Origin of the sequence: Photobacterium ganghwense (genome assembly GCF_017329545.1) — a bacterium.
Classification (GTDB): Bacteria; Pseudomonadota; Gammaproteobacteria; order Enterobacterales; family Vibrionaceae; genus Photobacterium; species Photobacterium ganghwense.
In genome coordinates this window covers 1,761,962-1,775,676 of record NZ_CP071326.1, presented here as the reverse complement: position 1 = coordinate 1,775,676, position 13,715 = coordinate 1,761,962, and the positions used below count along the sequence as shown (strand labels likewise).

General features: G+C 51.2%; 11 protein-coding genes and 2 tRNA genes. 10 read left to right on the top strand and 3 right to left on the bottom strand.

Annotated elements, in window-relative coordinates; translation table 11 throughout:
• The first annotated feature begins 61 nt into the window (after positions 1–61).
• A complete protein-coding gene (gene lhgO, locus FH974_RS24100; RefSeq protein ID WP_207103886.1) occupies positions 62–1,312 on the top strand; it encodes an L-2-hydroxyglutarate oxidase in 1,251 nt (416 codons plus the stop codon).
• 267 nt (positions 1,313–1,579) lie between these two features.
• On the opposite strand, the gene FH974_RS24095 is transcribed toward lhgO, so the two are convergent.
• Positions 1,580–2,503, bottom strand: a complete 924-nt coding sequence (locus tag FH974_RS24095) for a LysR family transcriptional regulator (protein WP_047885133.1) — start codon at positions 2,501–2,503, stop codon at positions 1,580–1,582.
• Between the two features lie 143 nt (positions 2,504–2,646).
• Here FH974_RS24095 and FH974_RS24090 point away from each other — a divergent pair, with 143 nt between their 5' ends.
• The 8 genes from FH974_RS24090 to FH974_RS24055 all read left to right on the top strand — a co-directional run bounded on the left by FH974_RS24090 (position 2,647) and on the right by FH974_RS24055 (position 9,391).
• Positions 2,647–4,098, top strand: a complete 1,452-nt coding sequence (locus tag FH974_RS24090; protein WP_207103885.1) for an NAD-dependent succinate-semialdehyde dehydrogenase — start codon at positions 2,647–2,649, stop codon at positions 4,096–4,098.
• 480 nt (positions 4,099–4,578) lie between these two features.
• Positions 4,579–5,607, top strand: coding sequence for a TRAP transporter substrate-binding protein (locus FH974_RS24085; protein WP_047885135.1), 1,029 nt, complete (start codon positions 4,579–4,581; stop codon positions 5,605–5,607).
• A 135-nt stretch (positions 5,608–5,742) separates the two neighbouring features.
• Positions 5,743–6,429 (top strand): TRAP transporter small permease subunit, encoded by a 687-nt coding sequence (locus tag FH974_RS24080; RefSeq protein WP_207103884.1) that lies wholly within the window; start codon positions 5,743–5,745, stop codon positions 6,427–6,429.
• Entirely contained in the window at positions 6,426–7,748 is a 1,323-nt protein-coding gene (locus tag FH974_RS24075; RefSeq protein ID WP_047885136.1) for a TRAP transporter large permease, read from the top strand. Before FH974_RS24080 ends, FH974_RS24075 begins: the two co-directional genes overlap by 4 nt.
• Positions 7,748–8,173 carry a universal stress protein gene (locus FH974_RS24070; RefSeq protein ID WP_207103883.1) on the top strand — a complete coding sequence of 142 codons (426 nt, stop codon included), beginning with the start codon at positions 7,748–7,750 and terminating at the stop codon, positions 8,171–8,173. The genes FH974_RS24075 and FH974_RS24070 overlap by 1 nt, the downstream gene beginning before the upstream one ends.
• A gap of 200 nt (positions 8,174–8,373) precedes the next feature.
• Positions 8,374–9,066, top strand: a complete 693-nt coding sequence (locus FH974_RS24065) for a DUF4336 domain-containing protein (RefSeq protein ID WP_207103882.1) — start codon at positions 8,374–8,376, stop codon at positions 9,064–9,066.
• 116 nt (positions 9,067–9,182) lie between these two features.
• A tRNA-Ser gene (locus FH974_RS24060) sits at positions 9,183–9,273 on the top strand.
• A 41-nt stretch (positions 9,274–9,314) separates the two neighbouring features.
• A tRNA-Asp gene (locus FH974_RS24055) sits at positions 9,315–9,391 on the top strand.
• Positions 9,392–10,305: 914 nt separating this feature from the next.
• On the opposite strand, the gene FH974_RS24050 is transcribed toward FH974_RS24055, so the two are convergent.
• Positions 10,306–10,824, bottom strand: coding sequence for an RrF2 family transcriptional regulator (locus FH974_RS24050; protein ID WP_207103881.1), 519 nt, complete (start codon positions 10,822–10,824; stop codon positions 10,306–10,308).
• On the opposite strand from FH974_RS24050, the gene FH974_RS24045 reads away from it, so the two are divergent.
• On the top strand, positions 10,823–12,190 hold the full coding sequence (locus tag FH974_RS24045) for an NAD(P)/FAD-dependent oxidoreductase (RefSeq protein ID WP_242551925.1): 1,368 nt from the start codon (positions 10,823–10,825) through the stop codon (positions 12,188–12,190). The two genes, FH974_RS24050 and FH974_RS24045, sit on opposite strands and share 2 nt — an antisense overlap.
• A gap of 86 nt (positions 12,191–12,276) precedes the next feature.
• On the opposite strand, the gene pdxR is transcribed toward FH974_RS24045, so the two are convergent.
• Positions 12,277–13,656 carry a MocR-like pyridoxine biosynthesis transcription factor PdxR gene (gene pdxR, locus FH974_RS24040; RefSeq protein ID WP_207103880.1) on the bottom strand — a complete coding sequence of 460 codons (1,380 nt, stop codon included), beginning with the start codon at positions 13,654–13,656 and terminating at the stop codon, positions 12,277–12,279.
• Between the last annotated feature and the right edge of the window lie 59 nt (positions 13,657–13,715).

Sequence of the window (13,715 nt, the reverse complement as noted above, 5' to 3'; positions counted from 1 at the left end):
CCCTGTTGAGCACTCGCCGCAGGTTTGCGGCGAGTTTTTTCGTCTGTCTGGAGTATGAGTTTTGAGTAAGGTTTACGATTATGTGATTGTCGGCGGCGGTATTGTCGGCGTGTCTACGGCGTGGCAGCTGAAGCAGCGGTTTCCGGAGAAATCGGTGCTGGTCATTGAAAAAGAAGGGGGGCTGTCGACCCACCAGACCGGCCACAACAGCGGCGTGATTCATGCCGGGGTGTATTACGCGCCCGGCAGCCTGAAGGCCAAGTTCTGTAAGGCCGGATTGGAAGCCACTGTCGCGTTTTGTAAAAAGCACGATATCGCAATGGAAAACTGCGGCAAACTGCTGGTCGCGACCAACGCCGTTGAGCTTGAGCGCATGGAAGCCCTGTATCAGCGTTGCCATGAGAACGGAATCGAGGTGGAGCGCCTTGATCAGTATGAACTGAAAGCCAAAGAGCCTAACATCGTTGGGCTGGGTGCTTTGCTGGTACATACCACCAGTATCGTCAACTACCGCCGGGTCACCGAAAAAATGGCGGAAGAGTTCACCGCATTGGGCGGCGAGGTGCTGATGAATACCTGTGTGACGGCACTGAATGAAAGCGCTGACGCAGTGAGCGTGACCTGTCGTGCTGACAGCAGCGAATTCACGTTATCGGCCAAGTTCCTGATCACCTGTTCCGGCCTGATGGCTGACCGCACAACGAAGATGCTGGGGATTAAAACCGATTTCCAGATCATCCCGTACCGTGGTGAATATTACCGTCTGCCGGAAAAATACAACGATATCGTCAACCACTTGATTTACCCGATTCCGGATCCGGATTTACCGTTCCTTGGCGTGCACTTGACCCGGATGATCGACGGTTCGGTGACCGTCGGACCGAATGCGGTGCAGGGCTGGAAGCGGGAAGGCTACGGCAAGATCAATTTTAGTATTAAAGACACTGCGGAAATGCTGCGTTTCGGCGGATTCTGGAAAGTGACGCGCCAGCACCTGAAGAGCGGCTTGCGTGAAACGCTGAACTCATGGTGGAAACCGGGCTACCTCAAGCTGGTCAACAAATATTGTCCGCAAATCAAACTGGAAGACTTGCAGCCTTATCCGGCCGGGATCCGCGCTCAGGCGGTACTTAAAGATGGTACGTTGGTGCATGATTTCCTGTTCGCTGACAGCCCGCGCAGCCTGCACGTGTGTAACGCACCGTCACCGGCTGCTACCTCGGCCATGCCAATAGGGGATTACATCTGCCAAAAAGTGGTTGAAAAGCAGGGACTGGATACCCCATCTGCTGACACCTCTCAGGCGGCGTAAACGGCAGAAGGTGCCTGTGACGTGAAGTTGTCAGCGACATGAAGTCGATAAAACAGATAAAGAAAATCTGCGCCGACAACACACCGCTGTTTCCAAACAAAAAAACAAAACCACCACTGCCATTGATAATGGCAGTGGTGGTTTTGTTGTATTTTTTGAGCTGTGTTTTTTTGAGCTGTATTGGTCGAGTTGCTTTTTAGTTGGGGCGGCGGTGCCCATAAGCATGACGACAGAAACTCCGGTACCGGCGACATAACACCGACAGCACTACTGCCGGTAATGATCCTGCATGGTTTTGATAAACAATGAGCGCACCTTGTTAACGCTGCACGTTTTCTTGGTGATCGCCATGATCTCCAGCGTGTAGAATCGGCGATCAAGAGCGACGGGTTTCAGCTCACCGTCTTCCACGTAAGGGCGGGCATAATGCTCGGGCAGATAACCGATATAGCGCGATGACAGAATCAGCGCCAGTCGTGACTCATAGTTATAGGCAGTGGCCTTAAGGTTCATGTTCGCCAGATGGCCGCTGATGTTCTCCTGGGTTTTCATTCCAGCATAAGCGACCGGAAACCCGTCAATAATCTCATCACTCAGTTCTTCTTCATCCAGGCTATAAAGCGGGTTGTCCTTGCTGCAGTACAGATAGCAGGTATCTGAGTAGATATGCTGATAGTCCAGCCCGTCCAGACTGCGGTGATAAGGAATAAAGCCGATATCGGCCTCTTCACTCAGCACCTGCCGCTCGATTTCTGTCATGCGTGCCACTTCAGACGTCAGATATACCTCGCTGGCCAGCTTGGCGAATTTGCGGAATACCTGCGGCATGCCGGCGCGGGGATCCAGACTGATGGTATCGCTGAACAGCACGGTCAGTGAGCCGGTCAACTGACTGCCGAGGTGGTGGATGGTGCTGCGGAAATTCTCCAGCTCGCCCAGCAGCTTAACCGTGGCGTCATACACCACGGCACCTTCTTCCGTGAGCGAAAAGCCCGCCCGCCCGCGTCGGCACAGGATCAGGTTAAGGCGCGATTCCAGGTTGGAAATGTGAATGCTGATGGTCGAGCGACTGATATTCAGTTCGGTTTCTGCCGCCGAAAAACCGCCGCAGTCGGCAACTGTCTTGAAAATCTTCAGTTGCTTGATCTCGTAATCACCGATTTGACCTACCGGCATAGAGGGTCTTGTCATAGTTTTATGCCCGTAAAACTTCAGGTTTAACAGTGAAAATTTATTCAGCTGTCCCGATTGATAATATTCTGTTCACGCATTATGAACGGAATCGCAACATCATTCTATGAGCCGGGTATGAGTTCTCGGTTAAGGGCAGGTATATGGAAGATTTAAAGTTAGTTCAGTCTCAGGCTTTTATTGACGGTCAATGGGTTAACGCAGACAACGGCGCAACGCATCCGGTGTTTAATCCGGCCAATGGCGAGTTGATTGCGACCGTGCCGGATATGGGCGCGGCAGAAGCGGAACGCGCTGTGCTGACGGCAGACAAGGCGTTCGGACAGTGGAAAAAAACGACGGCCAAACATCGCGCCGGTCTGCTGAAAGCCTGGTTTGATCTGATTGTTGAGCATGCTGATGAGCTGGCCACCCTGCTGACAACTGAACAAGGCAAACCATACTCTGAAGCCTATGGCGAAGTGCTGTACGGGGCATCTTTCATCGAGTGGTTTGCCGAAGAAGCGAAACGCACTTACGGCGATCATATTCCGTCGGCCCGTCCGGAAAACCGTTATCTGACCATCAAACAGCCGGTTGGCGTGGTGGCGGCGATCACCCCGTGGAATTTCCCGATTGCGATGATCACCCGCAAAGTGGGACCGGCGTTGGCGGCTGGTTGTACCGTTGTGATCAAGCCGGGCGAAGACACGCCATTGTGCGCGTTGGCGCTGGTTAAGCTGGCCGAGTTGGCGGGCATTCCGGCCGGGGTGGTTAATATCGTGACGACTTCGGCACCGGCGACGGTGGGTGAGGTGCTGTGTACCCATCCTAAAGTGCGCAAGGTGTCCTTCACTGGCTCGACACCAGTGGGTAAGCACATTCTGGCGCAGGCCGCCGATACGGTGAAAAAGGTGTCGATGGAGCTGGGCGGTAATGCTCCGTTCATCGTGTTTGATGACGCAGACATTGGCAAAGCCGTGCAGGGCGCCATTATTGCCAAGTACCGTAATGCCGGGCAGACCTGTGTCTGTACCAACCGTCTGTATGTTCACGACGCGATTTATGACGAGTTCATGGCCCGTTACCTGGAAGCTGTTGCTGCGATGAAGATTGGTGCCGGACTGGAAAAAGGCACGGATATCGGGCCGCTGATTAATGCCCGAGCCGTCAGTAAAGTGGAAGGTCTGGTCAGCCGCGCGCTGGAGCAGGGCGCGGTACTGGCTGCCGGTGGCGCTGTGTCTGATGTTGGTCCGCAATTCTTCCAGCCGACGGTACTGGTGGATGTGAATGAAACAATGGATATCGCCCATCAGGAGCTGTTTGGCCCGGTGACCACCGTGTTCCGCTTTAGTAACGAGCAGGACGTGATTGAACGTGCCAACGCCACGCCATACGGCTTAGCCGCGTATTTCTACACCGAAAGCAACAGCCGCATCTGGCGGGTGAGCGAAGCGTTGGAGTACGGCATTGTCGGCATCAACGAAGGCATAATCTCGACCGAAGTTGCGCCGTTTGGCGGGGTGAAAGAGTCCGGCTGTGGCCGTGAAGGCTCTCGCTATGGCATTGAAGATTATTTGGAAATCAAATACCTGTGTTTGGGTGTGGGGGCGTAACACCTTGTGGCCTGTTGTCGCGAAGAGACAGAAAAATGCTTTCTGTAAGTGCAACCAGTAAGCACAGGTTGTGCATGCAAGTGTAAGTGTAAATGTAAGTGTAAGTGTAAATGTAAGTGTGTAGATGTGTGTTCCTGAATTTCGGGCTGCCGCACCATGACGGCGTGCGCTGCTCGGAGGAAGGAATTTTGTAAAATTTCGTCCTTTGAGAAATGTCATTGGGGCGCCAGGGCCCCATCCGGCATGTTGGCAACACCTTCGGGAGTTGCCTTTTTTTTATCTGTTTTTTTCAGTCAGTTGTGCACAGAACCACCAGAAGGTTTGACCGCGGTAAAACTTTAGATAGAGAAAAACATATTTATTCATAGTAAATGACTTGTAATTATTTTAACAAAGCGGAAACAAAAGAAGTGGCAGTGAAACAAGCCACGTACGCTGTACCACACAGCAAATGGACATCTAAGACAAGGAGCCTAACCGATGTATCAATCCCCAAAACGACGTCATTTCCTCAAGCGCACACTGGCAGGGTGCGTACTTGCGTTTGCAGCAGGTTTATCTGTTGTTCCGCAGGCTGCGGCGGCTGAGCATAACTGGCGTTTTGTGAACCTTTATTCACGTGGGACTGCCTACGGTGAAGTCTACAAACATTTTGCAGAAAACATTGAAGCTATGTCAGGCGGTCGTATCGCGGTTCAGATGATGTATGCCGGAGAAGGCGTGGGTCAGACCGGGGTGCTGGGTTCAGTGAAATCCGGTCTGGTAACCATGGGTGCCCCTTTCCAGCCAATGCACGCGGGTGAGTTCCCTCCGGGCGTGGTGGAAGTGGGACTGCCTGGCATGACTGACGATGTTGGTGAGCTGAGTGCGCTGTTCCATGAGCGTGGCTGGGGCGAAGTACTGACCGAAGCCTACGACAAGCAGAATCTGGTCTGGCTGGAACCTTACATTCAGCTACCGGTTTACGTGCTGACCAAAGAGCCAATCAAATCAATTGAAGATTTCAAAGGGCTGAAGATTCGTGCGCCGGGCGCGTACGGTAAGTTCCTGCGCAAGCTGGGGGCCTCACCGGCTTCTATGGCCTGGAGCGAAATCTACACCAGCCTGGCGACCGGCGTTATCGACGGCTCTATCGGCAGTAACCTGATTGACCACCGTGACGGTAACCACGTCGAAGTGGCGAAATACATGTACCCGCTGCCGATTGCCGGTGCCCAGGTGCTGCCGATTGTGGTGAACAAAATGGCCTGGAACAAACTGCCTGACGATCTGAAAGCCATCGTCCGCACTGCCAGTGCCCAGCATGCCCGTGAGCAGATGACCAAGTCTCGCTTGTGGGAGCAGCAGGCCATTGCCGATATGGCAGCCAAAGGCATGCAGTGGAGCCCAGAGCCAAGCGAAGCTGACAAACGTCAGTGGAGCGAAGCCGCTAACTCCTTGTGGAGCGAATACGCCAAATCCGATAAATACAGCAGCCGAATGGTCGACATTCTGCAAAAGCAACAATAAGGCGTTTTTACAAGGAAATCGCGAGGGGCTGATCGGCCCCTCGTCACTGTTTTATTTGCGTGAAATTTTCAGGCGTACTTTTAGACGCGGACTTGATGAGATGAAGCCCGGGAACGCGCTAAAGGGGAGGAAGTAATGTTAAGGATGACATTGGCGGCTTATTGCCGCGGTGTGAATGGTCTGGTCTACGGCGTTGGCTGGACGGCATCGTTGCTGATGCCGCTGCTGGCGGCAACGGTGGTGTTTGAGGTGTTCTCCCGCTATGTGCTGGGGAGCCCGACAATCTGGGCCTACGATGTGTCCCTGTTCCTGTTTGGTTATGTGGCAGCGCTCGGCGGCGCACTGGCCCAGCAGAAAAAAGCCCATATCAATGTGGACGTGCTGTACCTGACGGTATCGGCGCGCATGAAGTCGTTGTTCAACCTGTTTTCCTATTCGCTGGCCATCTTTTTTCTGGCCGTCATTTTACAAATGAGCTTCGGCAAATTTGAGGAAGCGATTGAGTTCAATTATCGCCGTCAGTCTGAGTGGGCGCCGACCATGGCTCACTTCTGGGTGATGATGATGGGAGCCAGCGCAATCTTCATTATGCAGCTCACCAGCGACTGGATTCAGGATGTCTGCTATCTGCTCACCGGCAAACCCCTGATCGTCGACAAAGCAACCCATAATGACGCTGAGCAAGCGCCGGTTATTCATCCGCAGGCCCTTGAGAATAAGGAAAATCATCAGGCAAGTCAGCGCGAAGCGGCAGGCCCGAGCGACAACTCACATACGGAAACGGCTGCTACATATCAATCAGCCAAGATGGAGGATGCATGAGCATTGAAGTTCTGACGCTGATTTTGATTGGCTGTATTCTGGCCAGCTTTGCGCTGGGGGCTCCGGTTGGTCTGGCACTAGGCGGGATCGCCATGGGCATTGGTTACCTGACCTGGGGAGAGGGAATTTTCAACCTGATCCCGACCACCATTGAAAGCAGTTATTTCAGCTTTATCCTGCTGGCGATTCCGCTGTATATCTACATGGGACAACTGTTGACCCGTTCGGGGATTGGGGATGCCATGTTCAACGCCAGCCAGATGCTGATCGGCCGTGTACGTGGTTCGCTGGCGATCAGTGTTATCGGCGTGTGCTCCATGATTGGAGCCATGGTGGGGATTATCGGTGCCGGTATCATGACATCCGGCAGTATCGCACTCAAACCGATGTTGGAACGTGGCTACGACAAGCGTCTGGCGCTGGGCGTGATCATGGCGGGCGGCGGCCTGGGGATTCTGATCCCGCCGAGTATTCCAATGATCATGTACTCCGCCACTACCCAGAACTCGGTCGGGCGGATGTTTATCGCGGCCATTGTGCCGGCGCTGATCTCTATCGTCCTGATGGTGGCTTACGTGATTATCAGCTGTAAGCTCAATCCGGCCAAAGCTCCGCTGGATACAGGCAGCGAAGCGAAGATGACCCGTAAACAGAAGGTTCGTACGGCGCGCGACGGTTTTTTCTCGCTGTTGCTGATTGTCGCGGTGCTGGGAAGCATCATTACCGGGATTGCCACACCGACGGAATCCGGTGCCATTGGTGTCTTCGGGGCGATTCTGCTGGCCATTGCCTTTAAGCGATTCCGGCTGGAAATGTTCAAAACCTCCGGGTTTGAAACCGCCATGCTGGTGAGCGTGTCGATGTGGATTATTCTCGGGGCATCATTGTTCAGTAACTTCCATATGCTCAGTGGGGTGCAGAACATGGTGGCCGACTTTACCCACGATCTCGGGCTGCCGCCAATCGCTGTCATCATCTTGCTTCAGGTGGTCATGCTGCTGCTGGGCTTTATCATCGACGAGATGATCATCGTCCTGATGTGTGCGCCGCTGTTTACGCCAATCGCTGTGTCGCTGGGTTATGACCCGATCTGGTTCGGTATTCTGATGATTTTGAACATTGAAATCGCCGTGCAGACACCGCCATACGGCTTTGCCTTGTTCTACCTCAAAGGCATTGCGCCGCCGGGAGTCACCATGATGGATATCTACCGTTCGATTACCCCATTTATTCTGCTGAAACTGTGTGTGCTAATTCTGTGCATGCTGTTCCCTGAAGTGGTGTTGTGGCTGCCGAATACATTAATGGGAGAAAACTGATGAGACTGAAATACATCCTGATCCCGGTTGATTTGGCCTTTTCCGCCGTGGTGGAGCGGGAGCTGGCCATGGCGCTGCGGTTGCTTGATGACGACGGCAAAATCGACATGCTGTATGTGGAAGATGCTCGTGCCCATCACAGCATGGTGCCGACCGTGTCCAGCGACACGTTTGGCGGGTATGCCAAAACTCACCGCGAGGCGTTGCAACTGATGCTGACCAACCTGGTGCCTGAGCCCCATCGTGGGCGATGCGTGATCCGCAACGGAGTGGTAGCTGATGAAATCGTCGCGCAGGCACGGGAAAGCAAGGTGGATGCGATTGTGATGGCATCGGCCAAGCCGAAGTTCCGCTCTTACCTGCTTGGCTCCAATGCTGCCCGGGTTGTGCGACATGCTCCTTGCTCGGTGCTGGTGGCACGGTGATTAAGCGCTAAGTGTGCGCTGATTGTACACTCATGCTGAATGGTTCCTGCGGTAACGGTGCCTGCTGTAACGGTTCCTGAAGTGGCGAAAAATTTCGTCACTTCAGGGATGTAGCACGCAATGTGATCGGGTCGGCAGGTATCTTTGATGACCTCTGGCAATATACATTTATCGTCAGGTCATCAAGAAGCGAGGTCAGGATGCGTCAGATTGGGGAAAACCTTTGGGTACACGAAGATTCGATGTCGATGATGGGCACCCGCTTGGGATTGCGAATGACCATTATCCGGCTGGCCGACAGGGCGGTGTGGGTACATTCACCAACAGCCATGTCCGATCGTCTGAAGCATCAGGTCGATGGCATTGGTCAGGTCAAATACATTGTCGCGGCTAATAACGCTCACAGCAAGTGGTTGCAAGAGTGGTGCGAAGCCTACCCTGACGCCGATGCCTATGTCAGTGCAGGCATACCGCGTAAGGTGCCGCTGTCAAACTACCATATCCTCCAGAAGGGGATGGAAAACGTCTGGAAAGAGGACTTACTCTGGGAAACCATGCCACATGTCCCGCTTTTCAACGAAACCGTCTTTTTTCATCAGCCCTCCCGCTCGCTCATCGTTACCGACATGATCCAGAACTACCCTGAACAGGAACCCGAAGGCATGGCGGGATTGTTAACCAAGTATGTGTTTGAGCCCATAGGTTTTAAAGGCTGTTGTGTTGCACCGCCGCTGAAAATGGGGCTCACCATTAAAGACAAACAAGCGTTCGCCCGTTTTATCGATCACATCCGGCAATGGGATTTTGAACGTATTGTCGTGACCCACGGCGATATTATCGAGGACGATGCAAAAACGATCTTTTCTGACCTTACAGCCAGGTTTCTTCAGTAAAGGCGTATTTTTAGTGAAAATATGCCGATTTTGATGCTTTAGTGAGCGGTCGGTCAATTTCCTGATTTTAAAGCTTTACAGCCATCAGGGAACCCCGTATTATTCGCCGCACTTACGGAGAGATGGCTGAGTGGTTGAAAGCACCGGTCTTGAAAACCGGCATACGTTAATAGCGTATCTAGGGTTCAAATCCCTATCTCTCCGCCACATTCTGGAAATTGGGTGAAAGCCGAGTTTCATAAAGAATTGGAGCGGTAGTTCAGTTGGTTAGAATACCGGCCTGTCACGCCGGGGGTCGCGGGTTCGAGTCCCGTCCGCTCCGCCACTACAACGAAGCCCTTGTCGAAAGACAAGGGCTTTTTTGTTTGTGTTGAGTTTAGGTTTGCCCTGCGGGCAAATGAGTCCCGCTGGAGCGCCAGCCCGGCCGCTCCGCCACGACAACGAAGCCTCGTCAGAAATGATGGGGCTTTTTTGTTTGTGTTGAGTTTAGGTTTGCCCTGCGGGCAAATGAGTCCCGCTGGAGCGCCAGCCCGGCCGTTCCACCACGACAACGAAGCCCTTGTCGAAAGACAAGGGCTTTTTTGTTTGTGCTGAGTTTAGGTTTGCCCTGCGGGCAAATGAGTCCCGCTGGAGCGCCAGCCCGGCCGTTCCGCCACGACAACGAAGCCTCGTCAGAAATGACGGGGCTTTTTTGTTTGTGCTGAGTTTAGGTTTGCCCTGCGGGCAAATGAGTCCCGCTGGAGCGCCAGCCCGGCCGTTCCGCCACGACAACGAAGCCTCGTCAGAAATGACGGGGCTTTTTTGTTTGTGTTGGGTTTTAGGTTTGCCCTGCGGACAAGTGAGTCCCGCTGGAGCACCAGCCCGGCCGTTCCGCCACGACAACGAAGCCCTTGTTGAAAGACAAGGGCTTTTTTGTTGGACTTATGCTTTCGTGGTTGTTGTTCAGACTCAGCTAGTCTTTCCTTTTGCTGAAAGTGATAGCTATTGACCCGAAAATGTCCCAAGGCAAGGTAGAATCATTGCTCGTAACAGAATCTACAGTTTCGTTTTGACTTGGATTATCGTGTCTAGCGAATAAGTTGCGATTCAGTATGTGGATGCAAAAAGATCGTCATTTGTTTTGCCAATCTAGTGGTAATTGAATCAATAGATTGGCGAATAAAAGACGATGAGTTCCGACTTACTCGACGATTTGATGAGACCGAAACCTATTAAAGGAAGGTAAAGGAAGGGTAATCGCTATGCTTTATGTTCTGAATTTCTAGTCGAACCGATCCAATCTTTAATTTCTAAAGCATAAGTAGTGTGGGCTTTCGCATACATTTGTTTCGAAAGCATTAAAATTGACTGTTCAGCCAAGACTTGTTGCATCTGGTTCTGAGCTTTTCTCATTAGTGCGTGAATACCGCACATCCCTTCGCATGCCCATTTGGGTACGTCATCAGTGAAGATATTCATCCGTTGCCGGATTTCTTTACAGTCAAAAATAGATTTTTCACCATCTATCGCTATAACGATATCAAGAACGCTGATATCCGCAGGCGATTTGGCAAGCTTGTAGCCGCCTTTACGGCCTTCCGAACTTTCGACTAACCCGGCTTTTGAGAACTTAGTAAATATTTTACCCAAATAATCATAAGGTACGCCCTGTAAGTTCGCCGCCTCTCGAACTGACATCTCTCTAGGAGCACCAACTTCATCAACCATATTCACCAAGCAGTGAATCCCGTACTCAACGCCCGAGCTGTAAAAAGCCATGAGTTACCCTCTGTTTCTAATTACTTGGGAGTTTAAATCACTCTCTTGCCACAAGCATAAAGAAATCGCTTACAAAAATAAACTACGACCAAAGTTGTCGCAGTTTATTTTTTCTTGTATGCTGCGCAAAAATGATGAGTCAGCAGTTAACGAGGAATCTCTTATGAGCAAAGAAATAGTGATTGTCGGTGCCGGTTTTGCGGGGATGTGGACGGCGTTGAGTGCCGCACGTTTGGCAAAGCTAAAAAAAGCGGATGACATCAGTGTTGCTGTCATCGCTCCGGTTGCAGAACTACGTGTTCGCCCACGCTTTTATGAGTCGAAAGTACAGACACTGGTGTCTCCGTTGATGCCTGTTTTTGAGGCTATGGGGGTGAAATTTATTACAGGGAATGTCACCCACATCGAGTCGGACAAACAGCTCGTTGTTTATGTTGATGAAAACCAAAACTTAGTAACCAAGCACTACGACAGGCTGGTATTAGCGGCAGGTTCAAACCTGCGCCGAGATATGGTGAAAGGTATTGCAGAGCACGCTTTTGATCTTGACCAAATAGATACCGCCGCGGTGCTTGAGCAGCATCTCAATGGCCTGGCAAGCAAGCCGTCATCTCAGGCTCGCAATACCGTTGTAGTTTGTGGTGGCGGATTCACAGGCATTGAAATTGCGACGGAACTGCCTGCCAGACTCAAAGCTCTGTTGGGTGAGAGCGAGCCTGTTCGAGTCATTATCATTGAACGTAATGGCCAAATTGGTACGAATTACAGCCAAGAACTTCAGGATGTCATCAAGCAAGCGACGGACGATCTTGAGATTGAATGGATACTCAATGCGCAGATTGAAGAAATCACCGCACACGGTTTACGGCTCTGTTCTGGCGAAGAAATTCAATCCGATACCGTCATCTGGACGGCTGGCGTCAAAGCGAATGATCTGACGAACGTGTTCGCAAAACAGCAAGGTCCGCAGGGCAGGCTGCATGTTGAGTCTTCATTGAAGGTGATCGATCAGTCGAACATATTCGCAACAGGTGATGTGGCTTATGCAGCAACGGATGATAAAGGCAATCATGCACTGATGAGCTGCCAGCATGCGATATTAATGGGTAAGTTCGCTGGGCATAATGTCGCCGCGAGCCTATTAGATTGTGACTACTTGCCATACAAACAAGAAAACTATGTGACTTGTTTAGATCTTGGTTCATGGGGCGCGGTGTTTACCGAGGGCTGGGATCAGAAAGTCAAATCAGTCAAAGAAGACGCTAAGAAGATCAAAATAGTCATCACCAACGAACTTATCTACCCACCGAAAGCGGAACTGGACTTAATCATGGAACAAGCCGATCCGCTTGCTCCGTGGGTATAAGTCACGTCATTGTACTTTAAACTGCACAGACAAAACGCCATTTACTCGCGTTGTCTGTGTATGTTTAACGCGTTATAAATTGAGGTTTAAAGCAGTGCTTTTAGTCTTAATATCAACGCTGTGCATTCTTCTTCTGTTTTTATATTGGTGAAACTGAGAATCAAACCTGGATGAGTTTTCTTTGAAGACCACTGAGACAGAGCTTGAGAATAGAGCCCTTCATGTAAGAGCTTGTTCGCAATCTCAACGTCATTACAGTTGGGATCGTTGAATTTTAATATCATGTGCATCCCGCCAGGTTGAGGCTCAATGGAGAGGTTATCTCCCAAATATTGCGCAAACAATTTAGCCGCGAATTCTCTGCGTTTGCGATATAGCTTGCGCATCCGCTGAATATGACGGGTGAAATGTCCCTCTTGCATGAAGTTGAAAATACAGAGTTGGGTTAATCCGGCGACATTGCCTGCATACAAATCGGAGAGTTGTTCAAAACGACTCACCAAGTTTTGCGGAACCACAATGTAAGCCGTTCTGAGGTTAGGGAAAAGAACTTTGCTAAAAGTACCAGAATATATGACGCGGTCTTGAGTATCTAAGCTCTTTAGAGCAGGTAGCGGTAAGCCCGTGTGTCGGTACTCGCCGTCATAGTCATCTTCAATAATCCAACTGTCATTGCCAGCGGCCCAATCCAATAACATCTGCCGTCTTTGCAGTGATAGAGAAACGCAAGTTGGGCTTTGATGTGCAGGGGTAACAACGAGAGCCTTAATCTCGCGTTCTTTAGGAATTGTTACGCCACTGCCGTCGACAGGCACAAAAGCAGGAGTCAGGCGTTCATTCTCCAAGATCAACTTGGTGAGAGGATAACCTGGGTCTTCGACACCCACTTTGTCATCAGGAGAGAGCAATGCCTTGGTGATCCACTTTATGGAGTTTACATAGCCGGAAGTAATGAATACCTGCGTCGGTTGGCACTGCACCCCGCGATACAAGTTTAAATATTGGGCAATCGCCAATCTCAGTTCTGGCAAGCCATAAACAGAAGGATACGTCAGGTTATCTATGGCGGTATTGCGCGCGTTTCTGGCCGCCATCCTTGCCCAAGTTTTAAAGGGGAAAGCATCCAGCGCAGGGATCCCAAGTTGGAAAGGGAGGATATCTGTTGTTTGAAGATCGGTGGTAAAGCCGGGCTGACGAACGGTCACGTCGTTCAAAGAAGGTTTCGGTTGCTCAATAAGGTTTTGGCTGACTCTCGTACCAGCTTGTCCTTTTGCTTCAATAAAACCTTCGGATTTCAGAAGAGCGTAGCCTTCTTCCACGCTGCCACGTGATAGCCCCATTTCTTTGGCGAGGGCACGTGCGGATGGAATACGTTCACCGGGTTTGAGCACGCCTTCTAAAATCGCGGTGTGAATACGCTTGTAAACCAGTTTATAGGCAAACAGTTTGTTCTGGCCTTTTTGCATGTCCAATCATGGTCCATAAAAATCTTAAACTTATGGCTCTTATTGTAAGCCATATTAGT

Excerpts from the sequence above, each read along its gene's own strand:
- FH974_RS24085 (WP_047885135.1), top strand. The coding sequence starts at position 4,579 with ATGTATCAATCCCCAAAACGACGTCATTTCCTCAAGCGCACACTGGCA.
- FH974_RS24080 (WP_207103884.1), top strand. The coding sequence starts at position 5,743 with ATGTTAAGGATGACATTGGCGGCTTATTGCCGCGGTGTGAATGGTCTG.
- FH974_RS24065 (WP_207103882.1), top strand. The coding sequence starts at position 8,374 with ATGCGTCAGATTGGGGAAAACCTTTGGGTACACGAAGATTCGATGTCG.
- FH974_RS24045 (WP_242551925.1), top strand. The coding sequence starts at position 10,823 with ATGAGTTACCCTCTGTTTCTAATTACTTGGGAGTTTAAATCACTCTCT.
- pdxR (WP_207103880.1), bottom strand. The coding sequence starts at position 13,656 with ATGCAAAAAGGCCAGAACAAACTGTTTGCCTATAAACTGGTTTACAAG.
- FH974_RS24095 (WP_047885133.1), bottom strand. The coding sequence starts at position 2,503 with ATGACAAGACCCTCTATGCCGGTAGGTCAAATCGGTGATTACGAGATC.
- FH974_RS24070 (WP_207103883.1), top strand. The coding sequence starts at position 7,748 with ATGAGACTGAAATACATCCTGATCCCGGTTGATTTGGCCTTTTCCGCC.
- FH974_RS24050 (WP_207103881.1), bottom strand. The coding sequence starts at position 10,824 with ATGGCTTTTTACAGCTCGGGCGTTGAGTACGGGATTCACTGCTTGGTG.
- FH974_RS24090 (WP_207103885.1), top strand. The coding sequence starts at position 2,647 with ATGGAAGATTTAAAGTTAGTTCAGTCTCAGGCTTTTATTGACGGTCAA.
- FH974_RS24075 (WP_047885136.1), top strand. The coding sequence starts at position 6,426 with ATGAGCATTGAAGTTCTGACGCTGATTTTGATTGGCTGTATTCTGGCC.